This is a genomic window from Pseudomonas sp. UMAB-40 (genome assembly GCF_900095275.1).
GTDB classification, from domain to species: Bacteria; Pseudomonadota; Gammaproteobacteria; order Pseudomonadales; family Pseudomonadaceae; genus Aquipseudomonas; species Aquipseudomonas mandelii_B.
In genome coordinates this window covers 107,184-123,498 of sequence record NZ_LT607569.1, presented here as the reverse complement: position 1 = coordinate 123,498, position 16,315 = coordinate 107,184, and the positions used below count along the sequence as shown (strand labels likewise).

Annotated in this window: 18 protein-coding genes; 12 read left to right on the top strand and 6 right to left on the bottom strand. The window is 60.1% G+C overall.

The features are described 5' to 3' along the window. Nucleotides 1–1,123, bottom strand: a 1,123-nt coding sequence (locus K0F88_RS32585) for a DEAD/DEAH box helicase (RefSeq protein WP_374039745.1), incomplete at its 3' end; no start/stop codon positions are given. Between the two features lie 99 nt (nt 1,124–1,222). On the opposite strand from K0F88_RS32585, the gene K0F88_RS24315 reads away from it, so the two are divergent. Continuing rightward, nucleotides 1,223–1,687 carry a CopD family protein gene (locus tag K0F88_RS24315; RefSeq protein WP_219096846.1) on the top strand — a complete coding sequence of 155 codons (465 nt, stop codon included), beginning with the start codon at nt 1,223–1,225 and terminating at the stop codon, nt 1,685–1,687. A 130-nt stretch (nt 1,688–1,817) separates the two neighbouring features. On the opposite strand, the gene K0F88_RS24310 is transcribed toward K0F88_RS24315, so the two are convergent. The 4 genes from K0F88_RS24310 to K0F88_RS24295 form a co-directional block, all read right to left on the bottom strand. Beyond that, complete coding sequence (locus tag K0F88_RS24310; RefSeq protein WP_094468796.1) at nt 1,818–2,576, bottom strand: collagen-like protein; 759 nt, start codon at nt 2,574–2,576, stop codon at nt 1,818–1,820. Next, complete coding sequence (locus tag K0F88_RS24305; RefSeq protein WP_094468797.1) at nt 2,569–2,847, bottom strand: DUF1145 domain-containing protein; 279 nt, start codon at nt 2,845–2,847, stop codon at nt 2,569–2,571. The genes K0F88_RS24310 and K0F88_RS24305 overlap by 8 nt, the downstream gene beginning before the upstream one ends. Nucleotides 2,848–2,994: 147 nt before the next feature. Continuing rightward, nucleotides 2,995–3,714 carry an OmpA family protein gene (locus K0F88_RS24300; protein ID WP_094468798.1) on the bottom strand — a complete coding sequence of 240 codons (720 nt, stop codon included), beginning with the start codon at nt 3,712–3,714 and terminating at the stop codon, nt 2,995–2,997. A gap of 90 nt (nt 3,715–3,804) precedes the next feature. Further along, nucleotides 3,805–4,500, bottom strand: a complete 696-nt coding sequence (locus K0F88_RS24295; RefSeq protein ID WP_219096844.1) for an OmpA family protein — start codon at nt 4,498–4,500, stop codon at nt 3,805–3,807. A gap of 189 nt (nt 4,501–4,689) precedes the next feature. Here K0F88_RS24295 and K0F88_RS24290 point away from each other — a divergent pair, with 189 nt between their 5' ends. The 4 genes from K0F88_RS24290 (at nt 4,690) to K0F88_RS24275 (ending at nt 6,508) form a co-directional block, all read left to right on the top strand. Continuing rightward, a complete protein-coding gene (locus K0F88_RS24290; RefSeq protein WP_094468800.1) occupies nt 4,690–5,187 on the top strand; it encodes a DUF6231 family protein in 498 nt (165 codons plus the stop codon). Between the two features lie 4 nt (nt 5,188–5,191). Beyond that, a complete protein-coding gene (locus K0F88_RS24285; RefSeq protein WP_219096843.1) occupies nt 5,192–5,668 on the top strand; it encodes a YchJ family protein in 477 nt (158 codons plus the stop codon). A gap of 139 nt (nt 5,669–5,807) precedes the next feature. After that, a complete protein-coding gene (locus K0F88_RS24280) occupies nt 5,808–6,302 on the top strand; it encodes an LEA type 2 family protein (protein WP_219096841.1) in 495 nt (164 codons plus the stop codon). After that, nucleotides 6,299–6,508 carry an SEC-C metal-binding domain-containing protein gene (locus tag K0F88_RS24275; RefSeq protein ID WP_007906737.1) on the top strand — a complete coding sequence of 70 codons (210 nt, stop codon included), beginning with the start codon at nt 6,299–6,301 and terminating at the stop codon, nt 6,506–6,508. The genes K0F88_RS24280 and K0F88_RS24275 overlap by 4 nt, the downstream gene beginning before the upstream one ends. Before the next feature lie 182 nt (nt 6,509–6,690). Here the strand turns inward: K0F88_RS24275 and K0F88_RS24270 are convergent, their stop codons facing one another. Beyond that, nucleotides 6,691–7,248, bottom strand: a complete 558-nt coding sequence (locus K0F88_RS24270; RefSeq protein WP_094468803.1) for a cysteine hydrolase family protein — start codon at nt 7,246–7,248, stop codon at nt 6,691–6,693. A gap of 146 nt (nt 7,249–7,394) precedes the next feature. On the opposite strand from K0F88_RS24270, the gene K0F88_RS24265 reads away from it, so the two are divergent. The 7 genes from K0F88_RS24265 (at nt 7,395) to K0F88_RS24235 (ending at nt 16,308) form a co-directional block, all read left to right on the top strand. After that, nucleotides 7,395–8,039, top strand: coding sequence for a glutathione binding-like protein (locus K0F88_RS24265; RefSeq protein ID WP_219096839.1), 645 nt, complete (start codon nt 7,395–7,397; stop codon nt 8,037–8,039). A gap of 288 nt (nt 8,040–8,327) precedes the next feature. After that, nucleotides 8,328–10,778 (top strand): penicillin acylase family protein, encoded by a 2,451-nt coding sequence (locus K0F88_RS24260; protein WP_219096838.1) that lies wholly within the window; start codon nt 8,328–8,330, stop codon nt 10,776–10,778. Between the two features lie 283 nt (nt 10,779–11,061). After that, entirely contained in the window at nt 11,062–12,096 is a 1,035-nt protein-coding gene (locus K0F88_RS24255) for a ligase-associated DNA damage response exonuclease (protein ID WP_219096836.1), read from the top strand. Then, on the top strand, nt 12,093–13,781 hold the full coding sequence (locus K0F88_RS24250; RefSeq protein WP_219096835.1) for an ATP-dependent DNA ligase: 1,689 nt from the start codon (nt 12,093–12,095) through the stop codon (nt 13,779–13,781). The genes K0F88_RS24255 and K0F88_RS24250 overlap by 4 nt, the downstream gene beginning before the upstream one ends. A 252-nt stretch (nt 13,782–14,033) precedes the next feature. After that, a complete protein-coding gene (locus tag K0F88_RS24245; RefSeq protein WP_219096833.1) occupies nt 14,034–14,816 on the top strand; it encodes a transporter substrate-binding domain-containing protein in 783 nt (260 codons plus the stop codon). 56 nt (nt 14,817–14,872) lie between these two features. After that, the gene (locus tag K0F88_RS24240) at nt 14,873–15,601 is read left to right on the top strand and encodes an ABC transporter permease (RefSeq protein WP_219096832.1); all 729 of its coding nucleotides are present in this window, start codon (nt 14,873–14,875) and stop codon (nt 15,599–15,601) included. Next, nucleotides 15,598–16,308: an ABC transporter permease gene (locus tag K0F88_RS24235; protein WP_219096830.1), complete on the top strand. Its 711-nt coding sequence runs from the start codon at nt 15,598–15,600 to the stop codon at nt 16,306–16,308. The genes K0F88_RS24240 and K0F88_RS24235 overlap by 4 nt, the downstream gene beginning before the upstream one ends. The last annotated feature ends 7 nt before the right edge of the window (nt 16,309–16,315 follow it).

Below are 16,315 nucleotides of genomic sequence, written 5' to 3'. Positions count from 1 at the left end.
CGAAGCCCTTCTTCAACTCGATGCCCATTTCCCGCATGTGCTCAGGAATCACCCCGCCGACGAAACGGTGACGCGGCCGCTCGCGGCCTTCGACGTCTTCGCCGGGTTTGAAATCGGCGACCTGCTCGCACGCGGTGAACATGAACTGCTGCTGAGTCTTGATCTCGCGGGCCAGTTCCGGCACCTGCTCGATCAACTTGCCCAGATCACCCGGCAGCGGATGCTGGGCCAGCAATTTGGTGAGGTTCTTGGCGGTGGTTTCCAGCCAGTCGGCGGTGGAACGCAGGCGTGTGTAGTGGGCGAAATGGCCGATGGCCTTGTCCGGCAGGTGGTGGCCTTCGTCGAAGACGTAAATGGTGTCGCGCGGGTCTGGCAGCACCGCCCCGCCCCCCAGTGCCAGATCGGCCAGGACCATGTCATGGTTGGTGACGATCACGTCAACCTTGCCCATGCCTTCGCGGGCCTTGTAGAAGGCGCACTGGCCGAAGTTCGGGCAATGACGGTTGGTGCACTGGCTGTGATCGGTGGTCAGGCGCGCCCAGTCGGCGTCTTCCAGGGCGGTGGACCAACTGTCGCGGTCGCCGTCCCATTTATTGCCGGCGAGCTTCTCGATCATGCTGGTGAAGAGCTTCTGGCTGGCCTCATCGACCTCGATCTTGAAACCTTCTTCTTCGAACAGCTGAGCCGTGGCGGTTTGCGCGTGACCTTCCTGGAGCAACATGTCGAGCTTGGACAGGCACATGTAGCGCCCGCGCCCCTTGGCCAGGGCGAAGCTGAAATTCAGCCCGCTGTTGCGCATCAGGTCTGGCAAATCCTTGTAGACGATCTGCTCTTGCAGGGCCACGGTGGCCGTGGCGATCACCAGGCGTTTGCCGGCGGCCTTGGCGGTGGGAATCGCCGCCAGGCTGTAGGCCACGGTTTTACCGGTACCGGTGCCGGCTTCCACCGCGACAATCGCAGGGTCGCCACTGCGCCGGCCTTCGTCGTCGGTGTCGATGTCACCGAGGACTTTGGCAATTTCGGCGATCATCAGGCGTTGGCCGTAGCGCGGTTTGAGGCTCTTGGCTTCAAGAAAACGCGAGTAGGCGCCCTGGATCGTGGTTTTGAGTTCGGTGCTGATCATGGATTGTCGGGCGCAAAAAACGCTGGATAAATTTTCAGTGGTTCGGTTCGGCCGCTATCATACCCCGCTAATTAATCCCGCGCAGAACGGAGTACCTCAATGACACCTTTTGGCATCGTTTACACCCTGCATTTCCTGTCCGCCCTGGTGTGGGTGGGCGGCATGTTTTTCGCCTGGATGGTCTTGCGGCCTGCGGCGATGAAGGCGCTGGAGGGACCTGCCCGGTTGAAGCTGTGGCTGGAAGTGTTTCAAGGTTTTTTCCGCTGGGTCTGGGTCGCGGTGGTACTTCTGCCGATCAGCGGCGTGGGCATGATTCATCTGCAATACGCCGGGTTTGAGGCCGCGCCGCGTTATGTGCAGGTAATGATGGGCTTGTACGTGGTGATGACCGCGCTGTTTATCCGGATTCAGGCGTTGCTGCTGCCCGAGTTGCGCACGGCGGTAGCGGCTCAGGATTGGCCAACCGGGGCTGCGACGCTGGGAAAGATTCGCAAACTGGTGGGGATCAATTTGATTGTCGGGCTGGTGCTGGTGGCGATTGCTGCGGCACGTCCGATGTTTTAAAAGCTTCGCGGGCAAGCCTCGCTCCCACAGGTTTTGAGCTGTTCAACTCATTTGTGAACGACTCAAAACCTGTGGGAGCGGGCTTGCCCGCGAAGACGATCGACTAGACGACACACATTTCAGAAATTACTTACAACCGCTGAACAGTCACCGCCCCCGCCGCGCCCGCAGGCCCCGGCTGGCCATCAACACCGGGACGGCCGCTTTTGCCGCCATCGGCCTCGTACACGAAGCAGCCCTTGGCCTTGCCGCCGGCGCCCGGTTTACCGCCGGGGCCTGCGAGGCCACCGGCACCGCCCGCCACCTGAACCTTGATCCGGTCCACCGGATAATCACGCGGCACTTCCAGCCTGACCAGCGCACCCGGCGCCCCCGGCTGACCATCACTGCCATTGCTGCCATCGGCACCACGACCCGCCTGGCCCCAGGTGCAACCCGGTGCCTGACCGTTGGCCCCGTCGAGGCCGACAAAACCTGGCGCGCCCGCGCCACCGCGAGCGTCTACCGACAACTGCGGTGCGTGCAGCGACTTGATCTGCACATTCAGGTTGCGTCCGGAGCGAGCGGCCTTGAGGTAAGTCCCCGGCGCCCCGCGAGCCGTGATCTGGCTGCCTTCGGACAACTCGGCACGGCTGACTTTCAATTCCAGTGCCTGTTCACTTGGCACGATGGCGATCCGCGCCTCACGCCCCAGATGCAATTCGCCGACGGTGACTTCCGTCACGTTCGAAGGAATCAACAAGGTGCCGTAATCGGCGACTTCCAGGCGTTCAAGCTGCAAGGTGCTGGCGGTGTTGGGCAGGCGCATCAACGAATTGGTTTCGACACTGACCACCTGAGCGCAGGCCAATGGGCTGATGAGTGCGGCGAGCAGACAGAGTTTACGCATGGGAAGCCTTCGATGCGGTCGGAGCCGGGAGGGTTTGCAGATGGAATACGCCGAAAAACAAGATCTTCAAGCGATCACGCCAAGGGTGAGCGCGACCCCGGAGGCTGCGGAAACAGAACACCGCCTCAAGCAGATGAAGAGACGCCAACACGCCGCCAGCCAGATTGACCAGCAGGTGCAGCGGATTGACAAACGGCATCAGCAGATTGACCAGCACCACCAGCCAGAACAGCAGGGTCAACAACTTCCCCAGCCCCCAAAACACCTTCATACGCCCCCCCGTTGAGAATTATTCTTTGCGCGCACAGTAACGGCTTCCGCGAGGGATAAGCCAGAGGCAATAGAAAATTCTTCATGAAGGCCGCCGAATGGCCGTCGGATCAACAGCAATTGTTGTCCGACGGCTCTATTTCGGGGTTTAGCGATTAACGTGTAACTCCACCCGACGGTTTTTCGCGCGTCCTTCATCCGTTTCGTTGTCGGCCACCGGCTGGCTCTCACCCTTGCCTTCACTGGTGAGTTTGTTCGGCGCCAGGCCCTGGCTCAACAGATAGGCCGCCACGCTGCTGGCGCGGCGTTCCGACAGGGCCTGGTTGTAAGCATCCGAACCCACGCTGTCGGTATGACCGATCACCTTGACGCTCACCACATCGGCGCTTTGCAGTTTGCTCATCAGCGCATCCAGCTGACCGCGCGCGGCGGGCGTCAGGTCGGATTTGTTGAACGCAAACAGCACGTCACCGGCATCACTGAGGGTAATGACTTCCAAATGCACAGGTTCGGCAGGTTTCACGCTGGCCGGATACTGCGGCAGCGGACAACCGTGATGCTCGACAGGTGTATTGGCCGGGGTATCGGGGCAACGATCACGCCGGTCGAAAACGCCGTCTTCGTCCTCATCGCCATCCTGGGCGTAACAGATCAAGCCACCCGTCAAGATCCCGAGCGCTGCTCCACCGCCTGCCCAGCCGGCACTTTCAATCGCGCCCAGGCCTCCGCCGACCAGTCCGCCAATGAGGCTACAGATCGGCCAGGTACGTTGATTGAGAGGGGCGGTACCATCGCTGTGAGTGGCGCAACCGGTCAACAGGCTGCCAAGCAGCAGAACCGGCAAGACGGTCCTTGTGAGAACGCTCATTGTGAAAGCTCCTGTGTTACCGGCCCATACCGGTTACACAGGAGTAAAGACCCGCATCCGCGACTGCACAAGCCGCGGAGCGGAAGGGACTTAACGGTTAATTTTGATTTCCGTGCGACGGTTCAATGCGCGGCCGTCAGCGGTTTTGTTATCAGCAACTGGCTGGCTTTCACCGGCACCGGTCACAGACACGAATTCGCTGCGGGGTACGCCTTGCTGGATGAGGTATTCAACCACCGAATGGGCGCGACGATCCGACAGTTTCTTGTTATAGGCATCGCTACCTACGCTGTCGGTATGACCGGTCACGGTCAACTGGGCGGTGCTGGATTCCTGCTTCAGGCGAGTAGCGACTGTGTTGAGTACTTCTTTGTCAGAAGGGGTCAGTGTGGCCTTGTCGAATTGGAAGTGAACATCACGGATGACAATGACTTCTTCCTTGACCACCACAACCTCTTCGACCACTGGCGCAGGCACGGGTGGAGGGCAACCGTCGGCATCGACCTTCACGCCTCGAGGCGTACCCGGGCACTTGTCACGACTGTCCGGCACACCATCGCCGTCTTCGTCGCCATCGCCGTGAACCCAGCAATAAGCCGCTGCCGTGCCGCCAACGAGCAGCGCGCCATACCCCGCCCACGCCGAGCTCTCGGTCGCACCGAGACCTGCACCCACAACACCACCGACCGCCGCACAGGTCGGCCAGTCGGTTTTCTGCAAACCTGCGCAACCAGTCAACACACTGGTTAGCAGAACCAAGGGTAATGCTGTCCGAACTATGCTCATCTAGTTTTCTCCTGAGGGATCGGCTTGAAACCGATTCAGGGAGTAAAGACCGGAGTTTTAATCTCCGCCAGCAATAGGCCATTGCTGTTTTGCCCTGTGTTTACGGCCGTTCGCCGATTTTGGCGTAAACCCGCTCTAGGCCCGGACGTTTGGGCAGGCTAGTCTTGGTGCTCTTCTTGAGGAACTCTGATGATTGCAGGTATTTCTTCGCGCACGCCCCAGCAGGCGTTGGCCGCTTTGCTTGATCGATACGCCCCCGCGCGCCTGTTGTTGATCGGCGCCAGCGAGTTCCCCGCACTTGAGGCGTTCAAGCTCGCGCACCCGGACAGCTGCGTGGCGCATGCGGCACCGGGTGCGTTGCCGGCCGAACTGGCGTCGCGCCGCTTTGATCTGGCGCTGGTAGTCGATTGCCTTGAACACCTGCCAAAGCGCGATGGTCTTAATCTGTTAGGCGGGATCCGTAATTTGAATGCCAGTCGCATTGCGGTGCTGGCGGATTTGCCGGCCAGCGGCTGGCAGGAGACGGACTTCTTTTCCCTGGCCTTGCAAGCCAGTGAACGTTTCCAGCGCGACGATCAAGTGTTGACGCTGTTCACCTACGATCTGCTTGACTACAAACAGGTACCCGACTGGCTCAACGCGCGGTTCTGGGCCAATCCGGAAAACTTCGGGAAATATTGGTGGTAACGCAATGAGTACATCCATTTGCCCTTGCGGCAGCGGCACCCTGCTCGATGCCTGCTGCGGCCATTACCATGCCGGGCATCCGGCGCCGTGTGCCGAAGCCTTGATGCGCTCGCGCTACAGCGCCTATGTGCTGGGGCTGATCGACTATCTGGTGGCGACCACCCTGCCCGCGCAACAGTCCGGCCTGGATCGTCAGTCCATCAGCGACTGGAGCGCGCAAAGCACCTGGCTGGGTCTGGAGGTGGAAAGCTCCGAGGTATTGGGCGGTCAACCGGAACACGCATTCGTCACGTTCACCGCACGCTGGCATGACGGTGGTGGTGAACACAGCCACCGCGAGCGCTCCTCGTTCGTGCAGAACGCCGGGCACTGGTACTTCATCGACCCCACCGTGCCACTCAAGGCCGGACGCAACGATGCCTGCCCGTGCGCCAGCGGGCAGAAATTCAAGAAGTGTTGCGCGGGGTATTTCGGCAGTTGAGGAAAACCCTGTAGCCGCTGGCGAAGCCTACCCGACCTGTAGGAGCGAGGCTTGCCCGCGAAGAACGATTACGCGATGTCCCGGAAGGATCGGGGGCCTTATTCGCGGGCAAGCCTCGCTCCAACAAGGAAACGCCACCATGACCACCCAGCGGCGCGTGTTACAGATGCTTACCCTGCTGATGTTTCTCGGGCTCAGCGGCTGCGCATCCTGGTTCGGCGACGATCTGCCGGATCCGCAAGTGCATCTGGTGAAGGTGGAAGTGGTCCGGGCCAAGTTGATGGAGCAGAAATTCATCCTGCACTTTCGCGTCGACAACCCCAATGACAGCGACCTGACGGTGCGCGGCCTCGAATACCGCATTCACCTGGGCGACCTGCTGCTGGCCGAAGGCGAGCATGAACACTGGTTCACCGTAGGCCCCAAGCGCAGTGCCTATTTCAAGGTGCCGATCCGTACCAACCTGTGGCCCAAGGTTCGGGACGTGGTGAAAATGCTGAAAAAACCCGATCAGCCCATCCCCTATCGCCTGGAAGGTGAAATGGAAACCGGTTTATTCATCGCGCACTACGTGCACCTGGCGCGCAATGGCGTGATAATCCCCGCCGATTTAATTCCGGAGCAAAACCGATGACCCAGCAACCCCATGTCCATGGCCCTGACTGCAACCACGATCATGACCATCACGACCACCATGATCACGACCATGGCCATGTCCACGGCCCGAACTGCGGCCACGCCCACCAGGAACCGGTGCGCAACGCCCTGAAAGACGTCGGCCGCAACGACCCTTGCCCATGCGGCAACGGCAAGAAATTCAAGAAGTGCCACGGCGCTTGATGCTTCGGGCGAAGTTCTGTTTCGCCGGTTGAATCGCTATCGCGGGCAAGCCCGCTCCTACATGGGTTCTGTGCACGCATACTCCCCTGTGGGAGCGAGCTTGCTCGCGATGACTGCGGCACATTCACTATCAATGTGTCAGTTACACCGCCATCGCGAGCAAGCTCGCTCCCACAGGGAATTCAGTCAGCCTTCAAAATCTGTGCGGAGCTGACGACCGTTGCATATTCCCCGTGCAAGTTCCCCAGCGACATCGCATGCACCTCCTCGGCTGAGTGCGCATGGCCAAAAAAATCGGCCTTGTCGAACGTAAAGCACGCGTCCTCCGCCACCCACGCGTCAAACCCCAGGTTTCCCGCCGTTCGCGCTGTGGACTCCACCGAGTTATGGGTCGCAACGCCAACGATGATCACCTGGCCGATCCCTGCGGCGCGCAAACTCGCCTCCAGCCCCGTTGCACAGAACGCATCCGGTACCTGTTTCTGAATCAGTTGTTCGCCGGCCTGTGGCATGAAACGGTCCTGAAATTCCACGCCTGATTGCTGCGGCCAGAACACCGATTCCGGTGAACGGGACAGGTGCTGCACATGGATCACCGGGCGCCCGGTTCGCCGCCAATACGCCAGCAGATCGAGAATCCGTTCCTCGGCCTGAGGATTATTTCGACGACCTAGCTTGGGGTGCAGGATGCCTTTTTGTTGGTCAATGATGATCAGTGCTGCGTTGGTCTTAAGCTCCATGCCGACTTTTCTCACAACAGGTCATTGAATTTCACGCACTTCAACATCACCTCCTCTTACAGGCAAGCCATCGAACGCAAACAGGACGACCTGATGCCCGCGGTCGCTGTCCGACCCTAACGACGTCTCTTGATGTGGAGTACTTCATGATCGACCTGTATTACTGGACCACCCCCAACGGCCACAAAATCTCGATCTTCCTGGAAGAAGCCGGCCTGCCGTACAACGTGCACCCGATCAACATCAGCCAGAACGAGCAGTTCCAGCCGCACTTCCTGAAAATCTCCCCGAACAACAGAATCCCCGCCATCGTCGATCACGAGCCCGTCGATGGCGGTGAACCGTTGTCGGTGTTCGAGTCGGGGGCGATTTTGTTGTACCTGGCGGAAAAAACCGGCCAGTTCCTGCCCAAGGACCTGCGCGGTCGCCAACAAGCGCTGCAGTGGTTGTTCTGGCAGATGGGCGGCCTGGGGCCGATGGCCGGGCAAAATCATCACTTCAGCCAGTTTGCACCGGAGAAAATCCCTTACGCGATCAAGCGCTACATTGATGAAACCGCCCGCCTGTACGGGGTGTTGGACAAGCAACTGGCCAACAATGAGTTTGTCGCTGGCAACAAGTACAGCATTGCCGACATGGCGATCTACCCGTGGATCGTTTCCCACAAGTGGCAGAGCCAGAACCTGGAAGACTTCCCTAACGTGCTGCGCTGGTTCAACCACATCCAGAACCGACCGGCGACGGTGAAGGCCTATGCCCTGGCGGCCAAGGTCAACCCACCAAAACCCTGATCCCGACGTTAACTCTGTGGCGAGGGAGCTTGTCGGATCGCCGCACCGTCCCGCTCGGCTGCGCAGCAGTCGCCAATCCTGCAACCGCCATCTTATTGTTAAAACGCGGTGAAGGTTTTTGGGTCTGCTTCGCAAACCAGCGGGAGCAAGCTCCCTCGCCACCAGAGCCATCTCGGTCTCTGGTTTATCGGACAAATCCTGAAATAACCTGACACCCCGCTTGCGCGCCCTCCTCCTGCTCACTAACGTAGCGCCTTTAATGACGCTACCCCCCGCAGGAGCTTTGCCATGGCCTCGCCAGCCCTTACACATTTTTTTCCCCGGTTCGGCGTTGCCGCAGCAGTGGCCGGTGTTTTGAGCCTGACCGGTTGTCAGACCTGGAACACCCAGGACACCCTCCCGCCGACCACCGGCGTACAGCCGCTCAAGGGCCTGGCGCAGAACGTTTCGGTGCGTCGCAATGCCATGGGCATGCCGCTGATCGAAAGCAACAGCTTCCACGACGCCCTGTTCGCCCTCGGCTACGTCCACGCCAGCGACCGCATCACGCAAATGGTCACCTTGCGCCTGCTGGCTCAGGGCCGTTTGTCGGAGATGTCTGGAGCGGACCTGCTGGACGCCGACCGCTACATGCGCGCCATCAATCTGAAGAAAAGCGCGGGCGAGTTGTATAAAGCATCGTCGCCGCGCCTCAAACGCTTCTTCGAAGTCTATGCCCGCGGCGTCAACGCCTACCTGTTCCGTTTCCGCGACAAGCTGCCGGCCGACCTCGCGGCCAGCGGTTACAAGCCTGAATACTGGCAACCGGAAGATTCGGCGCTGATTTTCTGCCTGCTGAACTTCAGTCAGTCGGCCAACCTGCCGGAAGAAATCAACGCACTGATGCTGGCCCAGACCGTCACCACGGACAAACTCGGGTGGCTGACGCCGTCCGCCCCCGACGAAAAGCTGCCGTTGGGCGAAGCTGAAAAACTGCAAGGCATCAAGCTCAATGGTGCCATCCCGGGCCTGACACAAATCAGCAAAGCCACCGGGCAACTGTCCGACCTGAATCTGCTGGGCGCCACCTCGTCGAACAACTGGGCCATCGGCCCGCAACGCAGCCGCAGTGGCAAAAGCCTGCTGGCCAGCGACAGCCATGGCCCGCTGGGCGTGCCATCGTTGTTCAGCTACGTGCAGATTCGCGCACCGAAGTACCAGGCCTCTGGCGTGACGATTGCCGGTTTACCCATGGTGCTCGGCGGTTTCAACGGCAAAGTGGCGTGGAGCATGACCTCGGTCATGGGCGACAACCAGGACCTGTTCCTGGAAAAAATCAAACGCCAGGGCAACGGCCTCACGTATGAAGTCGGCGGTAAATGGCAGCCGGCGATCGCGCGCAACGAAACCTACCTCGTCAAAGGCCAGCGGCCGATTCGCGAAGTGGTGTACGAAACCCGCCACGGTCCTTTGCTCAACAGCGCCCAGGGCACGACGCTGGCCAATGGTTTCGGCCTGGCCTTGCAGACGCCGAACTTCACCGACGATAAAACCCTGGACGCGTTTTTCGACCTGTCCCGGGCACAGACCGTCGAGAAAGCCTCGGACGCCAGCCGTGAAATCCGCGCCATCGCCTTGAACCTGGTGTTCGCCGACGCCAGCAACATCGGCTGGCAAGTCACCGGGCGTTACCCGAACCGTCGCGAAGGCGAAGGCCTGCTGCCGTCGCCGGGCTGGGAAGGTCGCTACGACTGGGACGGTTACGCCGACCCGATGCTCCATCCGTATGACCAGGACCCGGCCCAGGGCTGGCTCGGCACCGCCAACCAGCGGGTCATTCCCCATGGCTATGGCATGCAGCTGTCCAATTCCTGGTCGGCTCCGGAACGTGGCGAACGCCTGGCCGAACTGGCGGGTGTCGGCAAACACGACACGCGCAGCGTGATCGCGATGCAATACGACCAAACCACGACGTTCGCCGCCAAACTGAAGAAAATGTTTGAAGCACCGGGCATGTCCCAGCCGCTCAAACAGGCCATTGAAGCACTGCCGGTGGCCGATCGCGGCAAGGCTCGCGAGGCGTACACCCGTTTGATGGCCTTCGACGGCAAACTCAGCCCGACCTCTGCGGATGCGGCGATCTACGAGCTGTTCCTCCAGGAAAGCACCAAACAGATCTTCCTCGACGAACTGGGCCCGGAAAGCAGCCCGGCGTGGAAAGCCTTTATCGCCAACGGCAAGTTGTCCTATGCGGCGCAGGCCGATCACTTGCTGGGCCGTGAAGACAGTCCGTTCTGGGATGACGCTCGCACACCGCAGAAAGAAGACAAGCCGGCGATCCTCGCCCGCAGTCTGGCGGCGGCGATCAGCGCCGGTGACAGTCAATTGGGCGGCGATCACAAAGCCTGGCAGTGGGGCAAATTGCACCGCTATGAATGGAAGAATGCCAGCGGCCAGACCGTGCGCGGTCCACTCGCGGCCGGCGGCGATCACACGACGCTGAACACGGCGGCCTTCACTTGGGGTCAGGACTTCAATACGACGCTGGCGCCGGCCATGCGCTTTATCGTGGACTTCAGCCAGGCAGAGCCACTGATGGGGCAGAACAGCACCGGTCAGTCTGGCAATCCGGCGAGCCCGCACTACCTCGACAGCATTGATCCATGGCTGAAGGGGCAATACATGAGCCTGCCGATGCAACCGCAGAACTTTGACAAGGCATACGGCAAGACGCGATTGACCCTGACACCTGGCAAGTAAACCCGTCCTCCCGACTCCATTGTGGGAACGACCTGTGGCGAGGGGGCTAGTCGGAACGCCGCATCGCCCCGTTGGGTCGCGAAGCGGCCCCGGCAGTTCAACGTTAAACCGCATTCAACGGTTTACGACTGCTTCGCAGCCGAACGGGGCGATGCGGCGTTCCGACAAGCCCCCTCGCCACAGGTGTCCCACATTGGGATCTTACTCATCCATGAAATCTCGATAGAACTTCTGGCTTCGCGCAAACCTCATAGCTAACAAGTCCCCCCATTTTGGTAACAACATGGATCTTGTTATCGCGCGCCCCGAAGGTTTGTACTGCACCGCCGGCGATTTCTATATCGACCCGTGGCGGCCGGTCGAGCGTTCGGTCATCACGCACGCCCACGGCGACCATGCCCGCACCGGCAACCAGCATTACCTGGCAGCCGCGCCCGGCGAAGGGATTTTGCGTGCGCGATTGGGCCAGGACATCAACCTGCAAACCCTGCCCTACGGCGAGCGTTTGCGGCACCACGGCGTCACCCTGAGTTTCCACCCCGCCGGCCATGTCCTCGGCTCCGCGCAGGTGCGCCTGGAATACGGCGGCGAAGTCTGGGTGGCCTCGGGGGATTACAAGATCGAGCCCGACGGCACCTGTGCGCCGTTCGAACCGGTGCAGTGCCATACCTTCATCACTGAGTCGACCTTCGGCCTGCCGATTTATCGCTGGCAACCCCAGGCGCAGATCTTTGACGAGATCAATCAGTGGTGGCGGGCCAATGCCGAAGCCGACAAAACCAGCGTGCTGTTTTGCTATTCCTTCGGCAAGGCCCAGCGGATCCTCCATGGCATCGACGCCAGCCTCGGCCCCATTCTGGTGCATGGTGCCGTAGAACCGCTGAACCGGGTGTACCGCGAAAGCGGCGTTTACATACCGCCGACGATCTATGCCGGCGATGTGCAAAAGAGCGATCCGATGATGCGTAAGGCGCTGGTCATCGCCCCGCCATCGGCTGGCGCCAGCACCTGGATGCGCCGGTTTGGCGACTACAGCGACGGCTTCGCCAGCGGCTGGATGCGATTACGCGGCACGCGGCGCAGACGCGGCGTGGACCGAGGTTTTGTATTGTCCGACCACGCGGACTGGCCCGGCCTGCTCTGGGCCATCGAACAGACCGGCGCTGAACGGGTGATGGTCACCCACGGTTCGGTGGCGGTGCTGGTGCGGCATCTGCGCGAACAGGGCCTTGATGCCATGGGTTTCAGCACCGAATACGGCGACGATGAGGAAGACAACGCGGCCGTCGAAACCGAGCACGCCGAGGTGGCGACATGAAGGCCTTCGCCGAGCTGTATGCCGAACTCGACGCCACCACGTCAAGCAATGCCAAACTGGCCGCAATGCAGGCCTACTTCGCCCAGGCTGCACCCGAAGATGCAGCGTGGGCGGTGTACTTTTTGTCCGGCGGGCGACCTCGGCAGCTGGTGCCGGTGCGTGTGCTGCGTGAGCTGGCCGTCGAGTTTTCCGGCCTTGAGCCCTGGCTGTTCGAAGAAAGCTACCAGGCGGTCGGCGATCTGGCGGAAACCATTTCGCTGGTCCTGCCTGAAACCCTGCACAGCTTCACCGACGGGCTGGCGGCATGGATTGAAGACAAACTGCTGCCACTGCGCGGTGAGTCCCCGGAAGTTCTCGCAGAGCGACTGCCCGCGCTCTGGGCACAATTGGACCGCTCAAGCCTGATGCTCTGCATCAAACTGATTACCGGCAGTTTCCGCGTCGGCGTCTCCAAACTGCTGGTGACGCGAGCCTTGGCGGCGATGGCCGGACTCGACAGCAAGCGCGTGGCCCAGCGGCTGGTTGGGTACACCGACCTGTCCAATCGCCCGAACGCCGCCAGTTACCTGAAATTGATCGCCGCCGAATCGTCCGACGAACATGCCCAGCGTGGAGGCCAGCCCTACCCGTTTTTCCTGGCCCATGCCCTGTCACAACCGGTCGAGCAATTCGAAGCTGTGCTCGGCCCGGCGAGCCAATGGCAAGTGGAATGGAAGTGGGACGGCATCCGCGCCCAAGTGGTCAAGCGCGAAGGGCGACTGTGGATCTGGTCGCGCGGTGAAGAACTGGTGACCGAGCGTTTTCCCGAACTCGACAGCCTGCTTCACGGACTGCCTGACGGTACGGTGATCGATGGTGAAATTGTCGCCTGGAAGACCACTCGACCCACCACTGACGATGCGTTCAACCCGCAATCACCGTTCGCTCCAGCGGTGCTGCCGTTCGCGCTGTTGCAGCAGCGGATTGGCCGCAAAACCCTGGACAAGAAAATTCTCGAAGAAGTGCCGGTGGTGGTCCTCGCCTACGACTTGCTGGAATGGCAAGGCGAGGACTGGCGCAGTCAGCCTCAGGCCAGGCGCCGCGCTCAATTGGATCAGCTCATCAGCACCTGCAACAACCCGGTGTTACTCGCCTCACCGGTGCTGACCGGCGAAGACTGGTTCGACCTCGCCCGGCAACGCGAGGCGTCCCGCCGCCTCGGTGTCGAAGGCATGATGCTCAAGGCCCGGGATGCGCTGTATGGCGTCGGCCGGACCAAGGACATGGGCGTCTGGTGGAAATGGAAAGTCGACCCCTTCAGCGTCGATGCGGTGCTGATTTATGCGCAACGCGGCCACGGTCGCCGCGCGAGTCTCTACAGTGATTACACCTTCGCGGTCTGGGACGGCCCGCCGGACGCCAGCGAACGAACCCTGGTGCCGTTCGCCAAAGCTTATTCAGGGCTGACCGACGAAGAAATGCGCCAGGTCGACAGCATCGTGCGCAAGACCACGGTGGAGAAATTTGGGCCGGTGAGCAGTGTCAGGCCGAGCCTGGTGTTCGAACTGGGGTTTGAGGGCATTGCCCTGTCGAAACGTCACAAGAGCGGGATTGCCGTGCGGTTTCCGCGGATGTTGAGGTGGCGGCAGGACAAGTCGGTGGAAGAAGCAGACAACCTCGCAACATTGCAGGATTTATTGGGCTAACCCAATCCCCCCCTGTGCTAGCGAGCTTACTCGCTCCCACAGGAATTTGTGTCATCCCGAACCAAGATGGTGCAGCTATTTTCCGACGCCCGATTTCGTGCACAAATCCCCTGCTGCCACTTCTTGAATCACCTTTTAAAACGCTTGTTCGGGACTCTGGTTCGGAAATTGCTACTTTCATTAGGTCTTACGCTTTCCAGTAACAATAATTCTGCGCCACAAGCGCTCATATTGGTTCTTAGGGATTGAATAATGAAAAAAGCATTGCTGACCCTTTCTGCACTGGCGTTGTGCATGGCTGCTGGCTCCGCCATGGCAAAGGAATACAAAGAACTGCGTTTTGGCGTTGACCCTTCCTATGCTCCGTTCGAATCGAAAGCGGCCGACGGTAGCCTGGTGGGTTTCGATATCGATCTGGGGAACGCGATCTGCGCCGAGCTGAAGGTCAAGTGCAAATGGGTCGAAAGCGATTTCGACGGCATGATTCCGGGCCTCAAGGCCAATAAATTCGACGGTGTGATCTCTTCGATGACCGTCACCGAGGCCCGCGAAAAAGTCATCGACTTCTCCAGCGAGCTGTTCTCCGGCCCGACCGCCTACGTGTTCAAGAAAGGTTCTGGCGTCACCGCAGACGTCGCTTCGCTCAAGGGCAAGACCGTCGGCTACGAACAAGGCACCATCCAGGAAGCCTATGCAAAAGCCGTTCTGGACAAGGCCGGCGTTAAAACCCAGGCCTACGCCAACCAGGATCAGGTCTATGCCGACTTGACTTCCGGTCGTCTCGACGCAGGGATTCAGGACATGCTGCAAGCCGAACTGGGCTTCCTGAAGTCGCCACAGGGTGCCGATTACGATGTCAGCAAGCCAGTCGACAACGCTTTGCTGCCGGCCAAAACGGCTGTCGGTATTAAGAAAGGTAACACCGAGCTGAAAGCGCTTTTGGATAAAGGTATCAAAGCGTTACACGATGATGGCAAATACGCCGAGATTCAAAAGAAACACTTTGGCGATCTGAATCTGTACAGCGGCAAATAATGCCCGGCGCCCATCTCGCGATGGGCGCTTTTTTCATCCGATCAGGTTGCTGATTTATGTTCGAAAACCTATTACAAAACCTGGGGCTCTCAGCCTTCAGCCTCAAGGGCTTCGGTCCGTTGCTGATGGAAGGCACCTGGATGACCATCAAATTATCGGCGTTGTCGCTGCTGGTGGCCGTATTGCTCGGCCTGCTCGGCGCCACCGCCAAGCTGTCAAAAGTCAAAATGGTGCGGGTTCCGGCCCAGATCTACACCACGCTGATTCGCGGCGTGCCGGACCTGGTGCTGATGCTGCTGATTTTCTACAGCCTGCAAACCTGGTTGACGTCGTTCACCGATTTCATGGAATGGGAATACATCGAGATCAACCCGTTCAGCGCCGGGGTCATCACCCTGGGCTTCATTTATGGCGCGTACTTCACCGAAACCTTCCGCGGGGCGATTCTCGCCGTGCCTCGGGGCCAGGTCGAAGCCGCTACCGCTTATGGCCTTAAACGCGGCCAGCGTTTTCGAATCGTGGTGTTCCCGCAAATGATGCGTTTCGCCCTGCCGGGTATCGGTAACAACTGGATGGTGATGCTCAAGGCCACCGCGCTGGTGTCGATCATCGGCCTCGCCGATTTGGTCAAAGCCGCGCAGGACGCTGGTAAAAGCACCTATCAACTGTTTTATTTCCTGGTGCTTGCCGCGCTGATCTACCTGGTCATCACCAGCGCTTCCAACTTTGTCCTGCGCTGGCTCGAACGCCGTTACGCCGCCGGCTCCCGGGAGGCTGTACGATGATCGAACTCTTGCAGGAATACTGGAAACCCTTCCTTTATACCGACGGCAACAACATCACCGGCCTGGCCATGACCCTGTGGTTGCTCAGCGCCTCGATTTTCATCGGTTTCCTGGTGTCGATCCCGCTGTCCATCGCCCGAGTGTCGCCGCATTTCTATATCCGCTGGCCGGTGCAGTTCTACACCTACCTGTTCCGCGGCACGCCGTTGTATATCCAGCTGCTGATTTGCTACACCGGTATTTACAGCCTGGCCGCCATACGTGCCCAACCGGTGCTGGATGCGTTCTTTCGCGATGCGATGAACTGCACGATCCTGGCGTTCGCCCTGAACACCTGCGCCTACACCACGGAGATTTTCGCCGGGGCGATCCGCAGCATGGCCCACGGTGAAGTCGAAGCGGCCAAGGCCTACGGCCTGACAGGCTGGAAGCTATATGCCTACGTGATCATGCCGTCGGCCCTGCGTCGCTCGTTGCCTTATTACAGCAACGAAGTGATTCTGATGCTGCACTCGACCACCGTGGCGTTCACCGCGACCATCCCGGACATCCTGAAAGTCGCGCGGGACGCCAACTCGGCGACCTTCCTGACCTTCCAGTCGTTCGGTATCGCTGCGCTGATCTACCTGACCGTTACCTTCGCGCTGGTCGGCCTGTTCCGCCTCGCCGAACGCCGATGGCTGGCGTTCCTCGGGCCGACCCACTAGGACCCGT